At 56.8% G+C, this 17,880-nt stretch carries 16 protein-coding genes; 8 read left to right on the top strand and 8 right to left on the bottom strand.

Features of this window, described 5'->3' with window-relative positions; genetic code table 11:
• Window positions 1–59 precede the first annotated feature (59 nt).
• From HMPREF0183_RS09190 to HMPREF0183_RS09180, 3 genes are read left to right on the top strand one after another with little or no spacing between them, the layout of a single operon-like run.
• On the top strand, window positions 60–1,022 hold the full coding sequence (locus HMPREF0183_RS09190; protein WP_040348767.1) for an NADPH:quinone oxidoreductase family protein: 963 nt from the start codon (window positions 60–62) through the stop codon (window positions 1,020–1,022).
• A gap of 16 nt (window positions 1,023–1,038) precedes the next feature.
• Window positions 1,039–1,809 (top strand): enoyl-CoA hydratase, encoded by a 771-nt coding sequence (locus HMPREF0183_RS09185; protein WP_005885255.1) that lies wholly within the window; start codon window positions 1,039–1,041, stop codon window positions 1,807–1,809.
• Window positions 1,802–3,430 (top strand): long-chain-fatty-acid--CoA ligase, encoded by a 1,629-nt coding sequence (locus HMPREF0183_RS09180; protein ID WP_005885252.1) that lies wholly within the window; start codon window positions 1,802–1,804, stop codon window positions 3,428–3,430. Before HMPREF0183_RS09185 ends, HMPREF0183_RS09180 begins: the two co-directional genes overlap by 8 nt.
• Window positions 3,431–3,469: 39 nt before the next feature.
• Here the strand turns inward: HMPREF0183_RS09180 and HMPREF0183_RS09175 are convergent, their stop codons facing one another.
• Window positions 3,470–4,330 (bottom strand): hypothetical protein, encoded by an 861-nt coding sequence (locus HMPREF0183_RS09175; RefSeq protein WP_005885250.1) that lies wholly within the window; start codon window positions 4,328–4,330, stop codon window positions 3,470–3,472.
• Window positions 4,331–4,372: 42 nt separating this feature from the next.
• A complete protein-coding gene (locus HMPREF0183_RS09170; protein WP_040348765.1) occupies window positions 4,373–4,723 on the bottom strand; it encodes a nuclear transport factor 2 family protein in 351 nt (116 codons plus the stop codon).
• 169 nt (window positions 4,724–4,892) lie between these two features.
• Between HMPREF0183_RS09170 and HMPREF0183_RS09165 the strand changes: the two genes are divergently transcribed.
• Window positions 4,893–6,272, top strand: a complete 1,380-nt coding sequence (locus HMPREF0183_RS09165) for an NAD-dependent succinate-semialdehyde dehydrogenase (protein WP_005885246.1) — start codon at window positions 4,893–4,895, stop codon at window positions 6,270–6,272.
• A 59-nt stretch (window positions 6,273–6,331) separates the two neighbouring features.
• On the top strand, window positions 6,332–6,787 hold the full coding sequence (locus HMPREF0183_RS09160; protein ID WP_005885244.1) for an NUDIX hydrolase: 456 nt from the start codon (window positions 6,332–6,334) through the stop codon (window positions 6,785–6,787).
• On the opposite strand, the gene HMPREF0183_RS09155 is transcribed toward HMPREF0183_RS09160, so the two are convergent.
• The 3 genes from HMPREF0183_RS09155 to HMPREF0183_RS09145 all read right to left on the bottom strand — a co-directional run bounded on the left by HMPREF0183_RS09155 (window position 6,764) and on the right by HMPREF0183_RS09145 (window position 8,603).
• Entirely contained in the window at window positions 6,764–6,979 is a 216-nt protein-coding gene (locus HMPREF0183_RS09155; protein WP_005885242.1) for a hypothetical protein, read from the bottom strand. The genes HMPREF0183_RS09160 and HMPREF0183_RS09155 overlap by 24 nt on opposite strands.
• A 100-nt stretch (window positions 6,980–7,079) precedes the next feature.
• The gene (locus HMPREF0183_RS09150; RefSeq protein WP_005885240.1) at window positions 7,080–7,679 is read right to left on the bottom strand and encodes a DUF805 domain-containing protein; all 600 of its coding nucleotides are present in this window, start codon (window positions 7,677–7,679) and stop codon (window positions 7,080–7,082) included.
• Window positions 7,680–7,838: 159 nt separating this feature from the next.
• Window positions 7,839–8,603 carry a DUF805 domain-containing protein gene (locus HMPREF0183_RS09145; RefSeq protein ID WP_005885237.1) on the bottom strand — a complete coding sequence of 255 codons (765 nt, stop codon included), beginning with the start codon at window positions 8,601–8,603 and terminating at the stop codon, window positions 7,839–7,841.
• Window positions 8,604–8,660: 57 nt separating this feature from the next.
• Here HMPREF0183_RS09145 and HMPREF0183_RS09140 point away from each other — a divergent pair, with 57 nt between their 5' ends.
• Window positions 8,661–10,400 (top strand): formate--tetrahydrofolate ligase, encoded by a 1,740-nt coding sequence (locus HMPREF0183_RS09140; protein WP_005885235.1) that lies wholly within the window; start codon window positions 8,661–8,663, stop codon window positions 10,398–10,400.
• 168 nt (window positions 10,401–10,568) lie between these two features.
• Here HMPREF0183_RS09140 and HMPREF0183_RS09135 read toward each other — a convergent pair whose 3' ends face one another.
• From HMPREF0183_RS09135 to HMPREF0183_RS09125, 3 genes are all read right to left on the bottom strand, one after another.
• The gene (locus HMPREF0183_RS09135; protein WP_005885234.1) at window positions 10,569–11,405 is read right to left on the bottom strand and encodes a MetQ/NlpA family ABC transporter substrate-binding protein; all 837 of its coding nucleotides are present in this window, start codon (window positions 11,403–11,405) and stop codon (window positions 10,569–10,571) included.
• Window positions 11,406–11,520: 115 nt separating this feature from the next.
• A complete protein-coding gene (locus tag HMPREF0183_RS09130; RefSeq protein ID WP_005885233.1) occupies window positions 11,521–12,183 on the bottom strand; it encodes a methionine ABC transporter permease in 663 nt (220 codons plus the stop codon).
• On the bottom strand, window positions 12,170–13,210 hold the full coding sequence (locus tag HMPREF0183_RS09125; RefSeq protein ID WP_040348763.1) for a methionine ABC transporter ATP-binding protein: 1,041 nt from the start codon (window positions 13,208–13,210) through the stop codon (window positions 12,170–12,172). Before HMPREF0183_RS09125 ends, HMPREF0183_RS09130 begins: the two co-directional genes overlap by 14 nt.
• Window positions 13,211–13,417: 207 nt before the next feature.
• On the opposite strand from HMPREF0183_RS09125, the gene HMPREF0183_RS09120 reads away from it, so the two are divergent.
• Entirely contained in the window at window positions 13,418–15,535 is a 2,118-nt protein-coding gene (locus HMPREF0183_RS09120) for an acyltransferase family protein (protein WP_005885231.1), read from the top strand.
• Between the two features lie 75 nt (window positions 15,536–15,610).
• Window positions 15,611–17,668 (top strand): acyltransferase family protein, encoded by a 2,058-nt coding sequence (locus tag HMPREF0183_RS09115; protein WP_005885230.1) that lies wholly within the window; start codon window positions 15,611–15,613, stop codon window positions 17,666–17,668.
• Window positions 17,669–17,880 lie beyond the last annotated feature (212 nt).

Genomic DNA, 17,880 nt, shown 5'->3' with positions numbered 1-17,880 from the left:
TCCCGCACTGATCGAGCGTTAAGATGAGCTCGTTGGTGCTAATACGTCAAAGGAGACTCATGAAAGCCGTTCAGCTACCGGAACTCACAGGACCGCAGGCCCTGAAAGTTGTCGACGCCGACATCCCAGAACCACCAGCTGGTTGCGTCGTTGTTGAAGTGCACACGGCCGGTGTGACATTTCCGGAACTTCTACAAACCCGCGGCATGTACCAAACCAAACACCAAGTCCCGTTCATCATCGGTTCTGAAGGCGCCGGTACCGTCCATGCAGTTGGCAAGGGGGCCGACTTCCAGGTGGGAGACCGCGTCGCGTTCATCACGGATAAAGGGGCATGGGCACAATACGCAGTCGCCCCGGCAACGCACACTGTCAAACTCCCTGACGAAGTGAGCTTTGAAGCTGCTGCCGGAATGCCCATGAACGTTCTGACTGCTGACTTCGCGTTGCGTCACCGTGGCAAACTTCAGGCCGGACAGAGCGTTCTTATCCACGGCGCAGCAGGTGGTTTGGGAAGCGCCCTTGTTCAGGTTGCGCTCGCAATGGAAGCCGAAGTTATCGCGGTGGTATCCACTGAAGAAAAAGCGGCCATTGTGAAGGAGCTCGGCGCACAACACGTGGTTCTTGCCGATGGTTTCAAAGACCGCGTAAAAGAAATCAAACCCCGTGGCGTAGACCTGGTCGCAGACCCTGTGGGTGGAGATCGCTTCACTGACTCACTTCGCTGCCTGGCTACGTACGGAACCCTTCTGGTTTTGGGCTTCACCGCTGGCGGAATCCCAGAAGTCAAAGTCAACCGTCTGCTTTTGAATAACATCTCCGTTGCAGGTGTGGGCTGGGGTGCGGCAACCGTGCCCAACCCGGGGCTCATCGACGAACAGTGGCAGACCTTGCTTCCTCACGTCAAAGCCGGAAAGCTCAACCCGCGTATCCACGCGACCTTCCCATTAGAAGACGCATCCGCCGCCCTAGCTGAACTGGACAACAGGTCAGTCATGGGCAAGATCCTACTCACCCCATAAACACATTGGAGGAGCTATGAGCCAAGGAGTGCTCACCGATCTCACCGACGGTATTCTCACGATTCAGTTCAACCGTCCAGACGCTATGAACGCGTTGCACCTCGAGGCTTTCCTTGCACTGGAAGACGCCCTGGCCAACCTGGACCCAGAAGTGCGTGCAGTCATTGTGAAAGGTAACGAGCGCGCGTTCTGTTCTGGCGCTGACGTGAGCCTCATGTCCCCAGGCCAAGGCAGCCTGGGCATGGAAAAGATTACTCGTCTCATGCAGACCTACCGCAACGTCGAAGTCCCTGTGATTGCGGCGGTGTCCGGTCCGGCTGCAGGGATCGGGTGCTCCTTGGCCCTCATGGCTGACTACGTTCTTATGAGCGAAAAGTCATACCTCATGCTCGCGTTCACTCGGATTGGACTCATGCCCGACGGTGGGGCAACCGCGTTAGTCGCGGCCAGCGCTGGCCGCCACCGCGCCCTCCGCATGGCGCTCACTGCAGAGAAACTGACTGCCACCTCGGCGTTTGAATGGGGGCTGGCGTCCGAGGTCGTTGCCCCCGATCTTTTGGATACCCGGGCCGGTGAAGTTGCGGCCACCTTCGCGAAATCCGCGACCGTTGCGTTGGGGCGCACCAAACGTGCCATCAACGACGCGACACTGACTGAACTTGATGCGGCTCTAGGCCGGGAGGCAGAAGGGCAAGATGCACTTCGGACAACAGAAGACTATGCAGAAGGCGTAGCCGCATTCTTGGAGAAACGACCCGCAGTATTCAAAGGAGTGAACCGTGCTTAAAGGACGCGCTTCAACCCAGGGAGACAACTTCCCGCTCAACCTCACCACGTTCCTGACACGTTCAGTAGCTGTGTTCCCAGAGCGCGAAATTGTGCACCGCACAATTGACGGCGAATGGAAGCGCAGCAACTACGCTGAACTGGGACGCCGCGTCAAGAAGCTTGCCAACGTCCTGGGAGACTTGGGCATTGGCCCAGGTAGCGCCGTTGGTGTGCTCGACTGGAACTCGATGAGGTGCCTGGAGCTGTACTTTGGTATTCCGGCAGTGGCAGCCACCCTAGTACAGCTGAACCTGCGGTTGGCCACCCACGACCTCGAGTACGTGGTGTCCCACTCAGGTACCGAAACCGTTTTTGTTGACGAATCACTTCTGCCAATCGCTGAGCAGCTGGCACCCAAGGTGTACGTCAAGAAGTGGATCGTCATGACGGACAAGCCGTCCTCGGAGATCTCCACAACGCTTGACAACGTTGTCTTCTTTGAAGACCTCATGGCAGAAGCCAGCGAAGAGTACGACTTTGAGTTCGTCGAAGAAAACACCGCCGCATTTGCCGGATACACCACCGGAACCACTGGGCGTCCCAAGGGAATCTTCTACTCCCACCGCTCCGTAGTGCTCCACGCTCTGAACCTGTGCCAGATCCTGTCAGTGACAGAAGCAGACACTGTCATGCCCTGGACGCCTATGTTCCACGTGATGTCGTGGGGCTTCCCACAGGCGGGTGTTGCAGTGGGAGCCAAGATGGTTCTGCCCGGCAAGTTCAGTGCGAACGACATCGCAGAAGTTGCGCCAGCGCTCGTGACAGAAGAAGTGACACTCGCAAACGGGGCACCCGCTATCTTTGCTCCAGTGCTCGACTACCTGAAGACCTTGGACAATGTGCCAGACCTGTCGCGTCTGCGCCTGGTTTCGGGTTCAACAGCACCTGCTTTGGCTCTCATTAAGGGCTTCAAAGAGGTCGCCGGAGCTAACGTCATCCACGCCTACGGAGCATCTGAAACCACACCACTGGTCACCGCCAACGTGCGAACCAAGCCAGGGTCAACGCTCACTGAAGAAGAAGAGTGGGACCTTAAGCGTTCGCAGGGGCTTCCAAGCTTGCTCGTAGAGATGAAGATTGTGGACCCCACAGGCAAAGAGCTACCGCGTGACGGTAAGTCCGCAGGTGAACTTCTGCTACGCGGACCGTGGATTGCCGAAAGCTACTACAAGCTTGACGACAATTCTGACCGCTTCATGGACGGATGGTGGCGTTCAGGTGACGTTGGCGTCATTGAGCCAACAGGACACCTGCGACTGACTGACCGCCTCAAGGACGTTATCAAGTCTGGCGGCGAATGGATTTCGTCAATCGACATGGAAAACTCCATTCTGGACAACGCCAAAATCCTCGAAGCCGCAGTGATTGGTGTGCCGGACCCCAAGTACCAAGAGCGCCCAGTTGCGTACGTGGTGCCACGCCCAGGTAACACCGTGACAGAAGACGACGTCTACACCACCTTGAGCGAACGGTTTGCCAAATGGCAGCTCCCAGACAAGGTGATCATTACAGACGAACTGCCACGCACCTCGGTCGGAAAGCTGGACAAGAAACTCCTGCGGGAGCAGTGGAACGGATAACGCTCCAGCTGCTTGGCCGCTAGGACGGGTGGGACTGGCTCAGTCGTGGGTGAAGATGTACGTGTTATCTTTGCGCAGACCGGCTAGGTCCCACCCGTCTTGGGTGAGCTGGACAATCCCGCGACGCAACGCGTGACGCCACTGGCCGGCGAGTTCTGCGTCGGCGCCCCGCAGGGTTTCAACATCGGCAGGGATCTGTAGCGCCGCGTACGTGGTGGACCTAGGCACGTCGCTTTCCACCGGCTCACCGGAATCCCCGACGTGGAGCGCGTAGTTCATATCCAGATCATCGATTTCGTCTAAACGTTTGGACGACGTTTCTTTAGGTGCACGGTCCAAACTCCAGCTGACCATCATGCGGTCTGATGCTTGACCTGCGTTCACCCCGTCGCGCATCTGGCCGTAGAAGTCTTCGTAGTAGTCAACGAAGTAGACACCCAGTTTGCGGAAGTTAAACGCCGCGTTGCGTGCGATCAGCGGGTCGAACGTCCATGTCATCTGCATGATCCCGTGGTTGAGGCACCAGAGGCGTTGGTGGAGCTTCATCGCGGCACCGGTTCCGCGCCCCACTTGGTCATGCCGCACACCTGCGATATGTGAGTGCATGGACTTGCCAAGTGGCCGCCCAAAGAACCCCACGGTGACACCAATGAGTTCGTTTGTGTCGTTGTCAAAGGCGCCACCCACGTAGTTACCAGAGTGGGCAAGCGCCACAATCAAGCCGGGTTCCAGTTGGGTAGTCCCCGCTTTTCCCACGTTCCACACGTTGTCCAAAAGCAGTGACGCTTCAGCGGCTTCGTGCGCGTCGTGGAGTTCACGCATGGTGACGTTTGCGACTTCTTGTGCGTGGGCCAGTTCGTTTTCTGCGAGCGCCAAAACGGCGGAGCTTGTCGTACTCATGTTCAAAGTTTGCCAGGCTCACCCGGCGAAGTCACGCACGTTTCACACTGCTGCGCGATAAAAGAATGACCTGCGTGCCGCGATGAGCCCGTCGCCGTCAAACTGGATGAAGTCGGCGAACCCTTCATGGGCTTCGCTACCGTCTTTGAGCACCCCGTCGAAGGTACCGTGGACCGCTGCGGTGAACCCTTCAACCACGACCATGTTGACGGTGTGGGCACCGGATTCGATCACGCGAGAGTTGCGGTAGAACTCCCGGATTTCTTCACCCTTGAACGTGTCGTATCCGGGGCGGTCGTAGGTTGCGTTTTGTGCAAAAAGGTCCGAGGTGGCTTCCGGGTCACCTTTGTCCACGGTTTCATAGTAGTTGAGTGCGAGCTGTCGAATATCCATGTTTTTCACCCTAGTCATAAAACCGCTGGAAAACACGGAGTATCTACGGATTCGTTCGGGGCGTGAGTTCGTATTGAGAAATACGTGGCAACGAGGTTTAACACCTCTTGAACGTTGGTAACGTGTAACTAACCGGCTCATCCGAGTCCGTCAACAGAAGGGATAAACCGTGTCTGAATACAAAGTTGTAAATCCGGCAAATGGCGAAACCGTCAAAGAGTACCCCACCGATACTGATGACCAGATCAAAGATGCCCTGGAACGCAGCCACAAGGAGTACGCGAGCTGGAAGACTACCCCGGTAGAACAGCGTGTAGAAGTTTTGCGTAAGGTCGCTGCCATCTACCGCGAACGTTCAGAAGAGCTTGCGAAGATCATCCAGACTGAGATGGGTAAGGTCATTCCTGCCGGTCAGGGTGAAGTCGAAATTTCGGCTCGGATCTACGAATACTACGCAGACAACGCCAAAGCGTTCATTGAAGAAGAAAAACTGCGTGGCGCCAACGACGGGGACGCGTACTTGCTGCGCAAACCAACCGGGTCGATTCTGGGCATTATGCCGTGGAACTTCCCGTACTATCAGGTGGCGCGTTTCGCAGCACCTAACTTAGCTCTGGGGAACACGATTCTGCTCAAGCACGCTCCACAGTGTCCATGGTCAGCAGAAGTCATGGAGCAGATCTTTCAGGAAGCAGGCCTTCCTGCAGACGCATACATCAACATCTACGCAACCAACGAACAGGTTGCGGACGTCATTCTGCCCGACCCACGCAACCAGGGTGTTTCGCTTACCGGTTCAGAACGCGCCGGAAAAGCTGTGGCAGCTGAAGCAGGGAAGAACCTCAAGAAGGTCGTTCTGGAACTGGGCGGATCTGACCCATATGTGGTGCTGGACACGCCAGATGTTGCCAAGACTGCAGACCTCCTGTTCAACACCCGTATGGGTAACATGGGGCAGGCGTGCAACTCGCCTAAGCGCATGATCGTCATGGAAGACATTTACGATGACTTTGTGTCGTCCATTACGCAGGCAGCCAAAGACATCGCAGTGGACAACCCGTGGGAAGACCCGGGCACGCTCGCTCCGCTGTCTTCGACTGGGGCAAAGGAACGCTTTACCGAACAGGTCAAGGCGACCGTAGCTGAAGGGGCAACCCTCTTGGCTGGTGGCGAAGACTACGACGGCCCAGGGGCGTGGGTTCGCCCGGTTGTCCTCACCGACGTGAAGAAGGGGAGCCGCGGGTACTACGAAGAACTTTTTGGCCCGGCATTCATGGTGTTTAAGGTTTCAAGCGAAGAAGAAGCCATCGAACTTGCCAACGACACTCAGTTCGGGCTGGGGTCAGCTGTTTTCTCCTCGGACTCCGCACGCGCGGAAAAGGTGGGATCGCAGATCGACTCCGGAATGGTGTTCATCAACACTCCTGAAGAATCACGCGAATACCTACCGTTCGGTGGCGTGAAGCGTTCTGGCATTGGTCGCGAACTGGGCCCACTTGCCATGGACGAATTCGCAAACAAGCAGCTCTTCTTTAAGAAGAACGCATAAGACACAGTGATTCGGGCCCGAGGTGAGAACCACCTCGGGCCCGAACGCGTAAGGATCCCATGAAGAGCATCACCGTTTCAGCCTTAGTCATTCAGCACCCCAGCGAACCTGCGCTTCTCATGGTTCGCAAGAGGGGGACTACCTCTTTTATGTTGCCGGGCGGAAAACCCGAGCCAGGCGAAACAGCTCAGGACACGGTGGTGCGTGAAATTCGCGAAGAACTGGGGCTGCGCCTGGATGCGAACCAGCTATTTTTCTTAGGAACCTTCACCGCCCCCGCTGCCAATGAAGCACAGCACACGGTGACTGGACACATCTTTGTGTGCGAAACGGTTCCGGCGGATCTCAACGTTGACGCACCACAGTGTTTGCACGAAATCGAAGAGATCGGATGGTTTAGCTACGAGCAGCTGCCCCCAGACACGGATGCTCGGCAGTTCGCACCACTGACCCGGACGCGTGTGATTCCGGCTCTGATGCAACGTTCGGGTTCAGCGGGCGAGGAACAGGGCTAGACACACCACTGCCACTACAAGCACACTCGCTGCGATGATGACCGAGGTGACCGCCAAGCGTGCGCGCGGGCGTTTACGGGGGCGGGCGAGGGGTCCGTGGAGGGGAGCCGGTGAGGGGCGTGGCTCGGTGTTTGGTCCTGACGGGAGTCCGTAGAGATCAGTTGACCACGCATCGGACTTGTATGGTTGCATGCCTGTTCACTTTCCTTCTTGTGTTCCTCCTTCAGTCAACGTCACATGCACAAAAAATGGGACTGCCACGTGTGGCAGTCCCGAAACAGGCAGTTGTTGATTAGCCTTCCGAGGTGTCAAACCAGTCCTGTTGCCATTTTTCTTGGTTAGTGGGCATGGCGAGGAGTACCACGATAATGAAGGTTCCGAACGGAGCGAAGATCAGTAAGTACCACCAGCCGGAGTAGCCTGCGTCGTGTAGCCGCCGGATAGATGCTCCCAGTGATGGTAAGAACGTTGCGAAACTGATGAGACTCGTCAAGCCGCCCCCCACCAACAGAAAAACGAATCCAAGCCCGGAAGTTACCACGCCTCCTGCGCCACTTCCGTCATACGACGCTGACGCAGCCGCACTCAAAATACCGGCAAAAACCATGATGTATCCGATTGAGAAGATGACGCTCGGAATAAGCCCGATCAAGGTCAAGCCTAAGAATGACCACCAGTATTCGCCACGTGACGCGAAGCCGTTGAAGCGGACGTACTTCTTAAAAAAGCGTTTGTTTGCCTCCATGAAGCCAATTCCGTACCACGGCTGGTTAAGCGGCACTGTGCCATCGGGGCCAGGGTGACCGAAGCCCGGTGGCACGCTCACATACGTGTGTGCGTGTGGCTGTGGGTACGGGGTCGCTTGCGGTTGCCCGTAGTCGTACTGTGACATGTTTAGCTCCAAAAGGGGGGGGGTTCACAAGGATCTCATGCTTATCCTACGGGGGCACTTCGCCTGTATGGCCGTGTACACGTTGCTGTTTGGTTACGTTGCAAAACACGAGTGGGAGCCACTTTTGTGACTCCCACTCGTTAAGGATTGTTGTTGCTGTTAGGCGTTTTGGTCATACCATTCGGGTTGCCATTTTTCTGGTTTGCTTTCCATTGCGCAGAAAATAAGAACGACGATACTTCCAAAAGGAGCCAAGGACAAGAGGTACCACCAACCGCTGTAACCGGCGTCGTGAAGACGACGAACCGCCAGCGCGATGGAAGGCACAATGACGGCCAGTCCAAATAGGAAGAGGAGTCCACCAGAGAGGAACACGAGGATAGTTCCAAACGTGGCTGCCCCTCCGCCACCAGCCGTACCTGTTGATGAGTACGACGAAGCGGCAGTAGCCGTGCCCGCGGACACCATCACAATTCCAATGATGTAAGGGATCATGAGGATGAACTGAATAATAATCAGCGAGAGTACTGGCCACCAGAATTCGCTCCTGGAAGCAAACCCGTTGAAACGCGCGTACTTCTTGAAGAAGCGCATGGTCGCTTCTTTGATCGACGCGCCGTAGTGGGGCTGGTTGAGAGGAACCGTTCCGTCAGGTCCGGGCTGACCGAACCCTGCAGGCATTCCGCCACCCATGCCCTGGTTGGCGTATGAGTTTCCGTAAGCAGGCTGCTGACCGGCGCCACCCGCTGGCTGGGAGCCGTAAGGTTGCTGGCCGGCACTACCTGCTGGCTGGGAGCCGTAAGGCTGACCATTTCCGTAGTTGTGTGATTGGCCGGGCGCTCCGGATGCGTATGGGCTATTGCCTCCAGGTTGGGGGCTGTTGCCAGATCCGGGCGTGTTTGGGTATTGAGGGTAATTACTCACGCTTTCATAGTACCTGGAACGCAGTGTGTGTAAATAGTGTGTGTAAATATTGTGACTATGAGCATTGACTTAGAAATTGCGCATAAAGCTACTATCCGTCCTATCTCTACTATTGCAGCCAAGCTGGGCCTCAACGTTGAGGACATCGTTCCCTTTGGCCATGACAAGGCAAAAGTTCCTGCAACCACAGTGACACGCGACCGCGAAGCTGCTGACTCTTCGACACCGTCGACGACCCCAGCCAAGCTAGTCTTAGTCACCGCGATGAGCCCCACGCCGGCCGGGGAAGGCAAAACCACTACCTCGATTGGGCTCGCTGATGGCATCAATGAAGTTGCACACGAAGAAAACTGGGACGTCCCAGAAGGCAAAACCCCTGCTGTCCTGGCGCTGAGGGAACCTAGCCTGGGACCTGTTTTTGGGATGAAAGGTGGAGCTGCCGGCGGTGGCTACGCCCAGGTCCTGCCAATGGAAGACATCAACCTGCACTTCACAGGTGACTTCGCGGCAATCGCGTTGGCTAACAACTTGGCGTGTGCGGCACTGGATAACCACATCCACCAGGGAAACACTCTAGGAATTGACCCTCGCCGGGTTGAGATTCGTCGCGTCGTTGACCTGAATGACCGTGCTCTTCGCGATATTGCGATCGGTTTGGGTGGCTACAACAACGGGATGGCTCGCGAAGACCACTTCGACATTGTTGTGGCAAGTGAAGTCATGGCCGTGTTCTGCTTGGCCACGTCGATTGCTGACTTGAAGGAGCGCCTGGGCAACATTGTGGTTGCGCGCACGTTCGATAAGAAACCAGTGACGGTCGCCGACCTCGAAGTCGCTGGTTCGATGGCCGCTCTCTTGGCCAAGGGGCTGTCACCCAACTTGGTGCAGTCGATTGAAGGAACGCCAGCGTTTATCCACGGTGGTCCGTTCGCAAACATCGCCCACGGGTGCAACTCGGTGCTTGCTACAACGGCTGCGATGAACTACGGCCAGTATGCGATCACCGAGGCGGGATTCGGCGCTGATCTGGGTGCTGAAAAGTTCATCGACATCAAGTGCCGGGCTGCGGGAATCTTCCCGTCCGCTGCCGTGATCGTGGCTACCGTGCGTGCGTTGAAGTTCCACGGCGGGGTCGCTAAAGCTGACCTGGAGAACGAAAACGTCGACGCAATGCGGGCTGGTCTCGTGAACTTGGACAAGCACATTGCGAATGTCCGCGATGTTTACGGTGTCACCCCAGTTATTGCCGTTAACACGTTCCCATCGGACACTGACGCTGAACACACCGCACTGCTTGAGGCACTCAAGGAACGTGGTGTAGAAGCATCTCTCGCGCGCCACTGGGCAGAAGGTGGTAAGGGTGCAACCGACCTTGCACGCAAGGTGATCGCGGTTGCAGAAGCAGCGGACACCTCGGGCAAGGAACCACAGTTCACCTATCCACTTGACGCCACGCTGGAAGAAAAGATCACAACGATTGCCCAGCGGGTTTACGGTGCTGACCGGGTAGAACTTCCCAAGAAGGTGCGCAACAAGCTGGCACTGTTCGCAGAAGACGGGTATGGCGACTTGCCGGTGTGTATCGCCAAGACCCAGTATTCGTTCTCGACTGACGCAACCGAGTTGGGCGCACCAACTGGGCACGTGCTCGAGGTAGCTGACGTGCGTCTGTCTGCCGGTGCGGGCTTCGTAGTTGTGGTCTGTGGCGACATTATGACCATGCCAGGGCTTCCAAAGAAGCCGGCAGCCAACACGATCGACGTTGACGACGGCGGCAACATCAGCGGTTTGTTCTAAGCAGTTCTGGTGGTGCAGAAGCCACTTGCGTAGCTGACTCAAAGCGAGGGGCTCCCTGGTTGATTACCAGGGAGTCCCTCGCTTGTGCATTCAGATGGTCGTGTTTGGCCGATCAAGAGCAGTGGTTTGGCCGGTCAGAACCGACTAGTACCTGAGCACCTCAGACCTTTAGAACGCTGGGAGAACAGCGCCGTCGGTCCAAGTGTCTTCGATGTACTTCTTGACTTCAGGTGAGTGCAGAAGTTCGTCCAGCTTCTTGATCGATTCGTTGTCCTGGTCGCCGTCTCGCACGGCAAGGAAGTTGGCGTATGGGTTGTTTTCTGCCGATTCCACCAGGATCGAGTCCTTGGTGGGGGACAGACCAGCTTCGAGTGCGTTGTTTCCGTTGATGATCGACGCGTCGGTGTCGTCCAGGGTGCGTGCCAGCTGTGCTGCGTCGGCTTCCTGGAACTTCAGGTTCTTGGGGTTGTCCTTGATGTCGTGGATGGTCGCAGTGGTTGCGTCCTTGCCATCAGCCAAGGTGATGACGCCTTCCTTGGCCAGCATGTCCAGCGCGCGACCCTGGTTGGCAGGGTCGTTGTTGATACCAATGGTTCCGCCGTCAGGCAGTTCGTCAACCGACTTCACCTTCTTGGAGAAAAGTGCGATCGGTTCAATGTGGACACCTTCGAAGCCGTGGATCTTGTATCCCTGACCTTCAACTTCAGTATCCAGGTATGGCTTGTGCTGGAAGTAGTTGGCATCCAGGTCACCGTCAACCAGCGCGCGGTTCGGTAGCGTGTAGTCGGTGTATTCCTTGATTTCGATGTCGAGGCCAGCATCCTTTGCCAGGTTTTCGTCGACGAACTTCAGGATGTCACCGTGTGGAACCGGTGAGACGCCCACTGTAAGCGTGGTGATATCGCCGTTCTTCTTGCCGACTTCCTTCGCGTCCCCACCTGCGAGACCGCAACCGGTGAGCAGAAGGCTGGCAGCTGCAACGGCTGCTGCAATGCGGAGTTTCATACGTGTTTCCTTTTCTATTTGCGTGAAATTGGTAAGTACGGGCCAGGTTGCCCGCCGAGGTGTCAGCCACCCCTGCGAGCACCTTCGCCCAAGTGCCGCTAAAGTTTTGGAGTGCTTATCTGTGGTCCACGGCGTGTGCGATCCGGTCGCCTACGAACTGCAGTACGCCCACGAGTGCCACGAGCACGATGATGCACACCAGCATCGTGTCTCCTTGGTAGCGCTGGTAGCCGTAGGAAATAGCGAGGGCGCCAACACCTCCGCCGCCGGCCGCACCAGCCATCGCGGTGTAACCAACCAGGGTCACGGTGGTCACGGTGGCTGCCGAAACCAGGCCGGGCAGCGCCTCGGGAATCATGACCTGGCGGATGATCTGTCCGCGGCTGGCCCCCATCATGGTGACGGCTTCGATTTTCCCGGTGGAGACTTCGCGCAAGGCTGATTCAACTAACCGGGCGTAGAACGGGATCGCTCCTACGGTCAGCGGTACGACCGTTGCGTACCATCCCAGCGCGGTGCCCACCATAAATCGGGTGAACGGGATGAGCGCGATCATCAAGATGATGAACGGGATCGAACGCCCGATGTCCACGATCGTCGACAGGATTCGGTACAGGACCGGGTTGGGGGACAGGGAGTTCTTGGCGGTTCGCCACAGCAGGATCCCCAACGGCAGTCCCAAAACAACGGAGAACAAGGCTGACAGCAGCGTCATGAACAGGGTTTCGCAGAAGGCTGGCCACAGTTCATTCGCGATGACGGGGTTATTCAGCCACATCGTTGGCCTCCTTTCCGTTGTTGTGGGCGTTGTTCGCCGAGGTCGTTCCACCTACTGTGTACCCGGCCTGCTGGAGTGCCTGGGAAAGGCGGGGCAGGTCTTCGGGTCGTTGGGTAGAAACGCGCAGGCGTCCTACTTGCCGGTTAGCGATGACTTCGACGGTGCCGGCTTGGACGGCTGAGATCGGCACACCAGCCTGCGAGGCAGCTTCGAAGACACCTGAGACCGTGCCGGCGCCCGCCTCGGGACCCGTGACCGAGGTGGCAGGCAGGGCAACTTCCAAGGTCCCGGTGATGTCGGTGCCTTCTGGAAGCGGAATGAGGCTTTTGGCCAGCGGTGAAGCTGGTTCGCTCAACACACTTTCGAGCGTTCCGGTGTGGGCGATCGTTCCGTTGACCAGGTGGGTGACCGCGTCGCAGATTTCGCGCACGACTGACATTTCGTGGGTGATGATGAGCACGGTAATGCCCAGACGGTCACGCAAGGAACGTAGAAGTTGCAGGATCTGGCTGGTGGTCTGTGAGTCCAGTGCCGAGGTGGGTTCGTCACACAGCAAAAGTGAGGGTTCCGTGGCAAGGGCGCGGGCGATACCCACACGCTGACGTTGACCTCCGGACAGCTGTGCGGGGTGGTTGTTGGCGCGGTCGTTTAGGCCCACCAGTTCGAGGAGCTCTTGTGCTCGTGCCTTGCGCTTAGCGGCTGGGACGCCTGCCACTTTGAGTGGGTGCTCCACGTTGCCTTGCGCAGTGAGGGAGTCCAGCAGATTCGCGTGCTGGAACACCATGCCGATCGAACGGCGGGCACGCCTCAGGCCCGAGGCGGATTGCCCGGTGATGGCGGTGCCGTCGATGGTGACGGTGCCGCTGGTGGGCGTTTCTAGCCCGGTGATGCATCGAATGAGCGTGGACTTTCCGGCACCCGAGCGTCCCACAATTCCGTGGATTTGACCGTCTGGGATGGTGAGGTTGATTCCATCCAGTGCCGGAGCGCCAGCAAATTCTTTGCGAAGATCGCGCAGTTCGATCACGTGGTACTCCTTGTATGGTTTAGCGTCTCTCATATTGCGGAACGTTGATGCTAAGTGGGGTCGGGTTTGTCATGAAATGACATAGTGTGACCCGGGGCACGCCTGAATGTGACACGTATGACATTTGGGGGTGTTCGCAGGGGTGAGTAGGAGACACGGCGGGGATAATCGTTCAGGCGCCTGGCGGGTAGTGTTGAATGGTTCATTATGACGACTTCGAGGCCAAGCTCTGCGCAACGCTTTAGGCCAGAGATTCAGTTTTTGCGAGCCCTGGCTGTGGTCGCTGTCGTCGTTTATCACATCAACCCTGCCTGGTTGCCGGGTGGTTTTGTGGGTGTGGATGTGTTCTTTATGATCTCCGGATTCCTCATTACGGCCGGTATCCTCAACCGAATCGAAACCACGGGGCAGTTTTCGCTCATGCAGTTTTGGGCGAACCGCGCTCGCCGGATCTTGCCAGCAGCCACGGTGACCATTGTGGTGGTGTCGATTCTGTCGGTGTGGTTTTTGCCTTTGACACGTCTGAAAGATGTGGCCACACAGGGGGTTGCTTCAGCGCTTTACATTCAGAACTTCGCCCTTGCACGCCAGTCGGTTGACTATATGGCTGCTGACGCGAAGCCCACTCCGTTCCAACACTTCTGGTCGTTGTCCTTGGAAGAACAGTTCTACGTGGTGTGGCCGTTGTTGGTTGTGGCGGCCGGTTTGATCGCGGGACAGGTTCTACGGAAGTACCCAACGGGGTTCTATCAACACCGCAGGCGGTTCAGAGGTATCACGGTGGTGTTCTTCTCCGTGTTTGTCGCGGTGAGTTTCGTTGCCAGCGTGGTCCACGTGTCAAGTGGTGACCCCGCCGCGTACTTTGTGACGTGGACGCGCCTGTGGGAGTTGGGTGCTGGTGGGCTTTTGGCGTGCGTGCTCATCGAATGGACCTCGCACCCGTGGTTGCGACTGGCCCTCCAGTGGGGTGGAATTGCCGCCATCGTCATCAGCACGGTCATGTACTCTTCGGCAACTCCGTTCCCCGGTGTCGCCGCGCTTCTCCCCATCGCTGGGACGGTGGCGGTCATCGCGGCGGGGACGACTTCGGGCGTGGGTTCCCCAGACCGCGTCATGCGTTTAGCGCCTATCCAACGGGTGGGGGACTGGTCGTACTCCTTGTACTTGTGGCACTTCCCGGTAGTGGTGTTCGCGGGAGCCCGCATCGACGGTGGCATCACCGCGCTGGGCGGACTGCTGGTTTTTGCGGTGAGCCTGGTAGTTGCGTGTGCCAGTTATTACCTGGTGGAAAGGCCAATCTTGTCGTGGACGTGGCTCAAGGCTCGCAACGCGCACACGGTTGTGGGCGCGGTAGCCGTGGCGGCAGTTGGTGCCGTGGTCGCCGTGGTGCCCGGTTGGGTGAGCGCACACGAGTTGCGCCAGCAAAACCTGCGTGACGATGTGCTGGCTGCTCCTACGGTTGATCTGCCTACTAAGTTGGCGCCTGGGTTCGGGTCACTGCGCGAGTACGACTACGACGTATTCTTTGGCGAGGACACCACCATTGAGCCCGCTCCGATTAGCGCGCGAGAGAGCGAGCCCAAGTTTCCAGAGTGCTCCTTTGAGGTGCCCGTGCCGGTTTCTGAAAAGCGCACGCGGGATTGTGCGATTGCGGGTTCGGACGGCGGACGGACGATTGCTGTCGTGGGGGATTCTCACGCGGCGCAGTGGGTGCCGGCTCTGCGTAAGGTCGTCGAGGGCACCGACTGGAAAGTCGTGGTGTACTTACGGCAGAAGTGCCCGTTCACGGTGGGTGAGTTCAACGCTGAGCAGGCGGGCGGCCTGAAGTGTCAGGATGCAAACCGTGATGTTTTGGAAAGGTTGAAAAAGGACCGGCCCGAGGTCGTTCTCACCTCTGGCCTGGTCCGAGGTGACGCTGTGGCTCAGGATGCTGAGAAGGTGCCGGGGACAAAGGGGTTTGCGGACGTGTTCCGGGAGCTGAGCAGTGAAGACATCAAGGTTTTGGCTTTTGTCGATTCGCCCAATCCGCCGGGGGACATGCCTGAGTGCGTGAGTGAACACATGGACGATCCATCTGCGTGTGACTTCAAACGAAGTGACGCAAAACTGGACCAGGGCACGAACGCGGCCATGCGCGAAGCGGCGCGTGAGGTATCGGACGTGGAATTGGTGGACACAGCTGACGCGTTTTGCGTCGAAGACGTGTGCCCAGCCGTTGCTGGCTCGCGGCTTGTGTACCGCGACACTAACCACGTGTCGCCGGCATACGCAGAAACCTTAGAGCCCTGGTTAGGGACAATTATTGACGTAATAGTCCGACACTGAGACTTTAAGCGCTGTGTAGCGGGTTATATTTCTTACACTAGGTGGGCTGGTTTCCGTCTCATGAGAGTTTAGTAGATGCGAAAGTTTCGTCCTGAGATTCAGCTTCTGCGTGCGATAGCTGTTTTGGCTGTCGTTGTTTACCACATTCAGCCTTCGTGGTTGCCGGGTGGTTTTGTTGGTGTGGATGTGTTTTTTGTGATCTCTGGTTATCTGATCACGGCACACATGCTGAAAGAGGTTGAATCTACGGGGCGTTTGTCGCTGAGCCAGTTTTGGGCCAACCGGGCTAGGCGTATTCTCCCGGCTGCGACTCTTGCGATTGTTGTCACTACTATTGCGAGTTTGCTTTTTTTGCCGGTGACGCAGCTGGATACGGTGACCAAGCAAGCTGTGGCATCGGCTGTGTATGTGCAGAACTTTGCGTTGGCTGCTCAGTCTGTTGATTATTTGGGCCAGGGTGAGGCAGCTACTCCGTTTCAGCACTTCTGGTCGCTTTCGGTTGAAGAACAGTTCTATGTCTTCTGGCCACTTTTGGTGGTGTTGGCGCTGTGGGCTACACGCCGTTTGCAGAACCGCGGGCGCCATAGTGCAGATGTTTTCCGGCGTCGTTTCCGGCTCATTGCGTTTGTGTGCCTGGTTTCTTTCGTGTGGAGTGTTGTGTCGGTAGGGGCCGGGGACCCTGCCGCGTACTTCATTACGCCTACTCGTGTGTGGGAGTTGGGTATTGGTGGTTTGCTTGCGTGCGTATTAGGTGATCCGCAGAAGTTTAATAGTGCGCGCAAGGCGATGGCGATCGTTGGTGTAGCTGCGATTGGTGTTGCGTGCGTGACGTATACGGGGGAGGTGCCCGCGTTTCCGGGTGCTTCTGCTTTGTTGCCTACTGTGGCAACGGTTGCAGCTGGTTGGACTACCGGGTTGGGCTCTATGGGGCCCATTGTTAACTGGAAGCCTGTTCAGTTGGTGGGCCTATGGTCGTATTCGCTGTACTTGTGGCATTTCCCTGTTGTGGTGTTTTTCAGGGAACGCAATGGTCGTCCTGCTGAAGGTGTCACGGAGTTTATTGCCTTATTTGCGGTGAGTTTAGCGTTGGCGATGTTGTCGTTTTATTACGTTGAGCAGCCGTTACGTGTTTTACCCTTTTTGAAGAAGTCGAATCGAAGAGCTTTGATTGCCGCAGGCGTTGCGGTTGCTGTGACTGCTGCAGTGGGGGTAACTCCCGTCGCGAAACAGCAAGCGGTATTAGCGTTGGAGAAACGAGCGACCGAACGGCTCGTGAACGATCCAGACCTTCCAACTGGGCGCGCGTCGCTTCACGGGGAGTCGTACAACACCTTTATCGAAGGTTATGAGAATGTTTTTCTTCCCGCATTGCCTGAAGCTAAAGACGCGCAACCACGGTATCCATGTGACGGCGTTCCCGCAGGCCGTGACGAGGCGGAGACTAAGGAGTGTATTGTTGCGAACCCAGACGGGAAGAAGACTGTTGCGGTTGTTGGCGATTCACACGCGAGCCAGTGGGTGCCTGCTTTGGAAAAGATCGTGGAAGGTACCGACTGGAAACTAGTGGTATACATTCACAACTCATGCCCGTTATCACTTGAGCCTCGCGGTCTTGAGAAGCGCAAGGAACTTCGCTGCACTGAGCCCAACAAAGAGACGATTGAGAGGCTCATTGAGAGTAAGCCTGACAGGGTGATTACTACCAATCTCAAAGTCAATGACTATGCGAAAGTTGGAAGCGAGGAGCACGCAGGCACGTCAGGCTTCGTGAAAGCCTGGAAACCGTTAGTGAAAGCTGGGTTGCGCGTCACGGTTCTACATGGCACGCCGGCCTTTGGCACGAAAACGTTTATCCCTGATTGCATTGCAAAGCATGAGAAAAAAGGTGACCTGGAGAAGTGCGGTCGCAAACGTAGCGAGGTAGGAGAGGACAGCGGAACAAATGCAGCTATGAAAGCTGCAGTCGAAGAGCTCGACAACGTTGATTTCATTAACCTCACTGACAGCTTCTGCACTAAGAAGGAGTGCCCGGCTGTGATTGGAAACGTCATCGTCTATCGTGACGCGCACCACATCAGCACCACCTACATCGAAACCATTGTCGATGACCTTGAGGAGGCTCTGAAACTATGAGCTTACTTAGGGTGCTGATGATGTCTACTTACCGCTTTCGATCTTCAAGGTCGCCACGTGCATGGGGGATTAATGTATCGTCAGCATAAAGTTTGCGTGGAACGAGAGTGTCCTGTTGTTGTCGGGAACGTCCTTGTATATCGTGATCACAACCACGTTAGTGCGACATACGTAAAAACGCTTACACCATTTCTTCAGGACCAACTGCGTCT

Origin of the sequence: Brevibacterium mcbrellneri ATCC 49030, from assembly GCF_000178455.1 — a bacterium.
Taxonomy (GTDB): domain Bacteria; phylum Actinomycetota; class Actinomycetes; order Actinomycetales; family Brevibacteriaceae; genus Brevibacterium; species Brevibacterium mcbrellneri.
This window is presented reverse-complemented; position numbering and strand designations above follow the sequence as displayed.

Coding starts and splice junctions, on each gene's coding strand:
- HMPREF0183_RS09170 (WP_040348765.1), bottom strand. CDS start 4,723: ATGGATATTCGACAGCTCGCACTCAACTACTATGAAACCGTGGACAAA.
- HMPREF0183_RS09130 (WP_005885233.1), bottom strand. CDS start 12,183: ATGTGGCTGAATAACCCCGTCATCGCGAATGAACTGTGGCCAGCCTTC.
- HMPREF0183_RS09190 (WP_040348767.1), top strand. CDS start 60: ATGAAAGCCGTTCAGCTACCGGAACTCACAGGACCGCAGGCCCTGAAA.
- HMPREF0183_RS09175 (WP_005885250.1), bottom strand. CDS start 4,330: ATGAGTACGACAAGCTCCGCCGTTTTGGCGCTCGCAGAAAACGAACTG.
- HMPREF0183_RS09135 (WP_005885234.1), bottom strand. CDS start 11,405: ATGAAACTCCGCATTGCAGCAGCCGTTGCAGCTGCCAGCCTTCTGCTC.
- HMPREF0183_RS09155 (WP_005885242.1), bottom strand. CDS start 6,979: ATGCAACCATACAAGTCCGATGCGTGGTCAACTGATCTCTACGGACTC.
- HMPREF0183_RS09150 (WP_005885240.1), bottom strand. CDS start 7,679: ATGTCACAGTACGACTACGGGCAACCGCAAGCGACCCCGTACCCACAG.
- HMPREF0183_RS09115 (WP_005885230.1), top strand. CDS start 15,611: ATGCGAAAGTTTCGTCCTGAGATTCAGCTTCTGCGTGCGATAGCTGTT.
- HMPREF0183_RS09185 (WP_005885255.1), top strand. CDS start 1,039: ATGAGCCAAGGAGTGCTCACCGATCTCACCGACGGTATTCTCACGATT.
- HMPREF0183_RS09160 (WP_005885244.1), top strand. CDS start 6,332: ATGAAGAGCATCACCGTTTCAGCCTTAGTCATTCAGCACCCCAGCGAA.
- HMPREF0183_RS09140 (WP_005885235.1), top strand. CDS start 8,661: ATGAGCATTGACTTAGAAATTGCGCATAAAGCTACTATCCGTCCTATC.
- HMPREF0183_RS09120 (WP_005885231.1), top strand. CDS start 13,418: ATGACGACTTCGAGGCCAAGCTCTGCGCAACGCTTTAGGCCAGAGATT.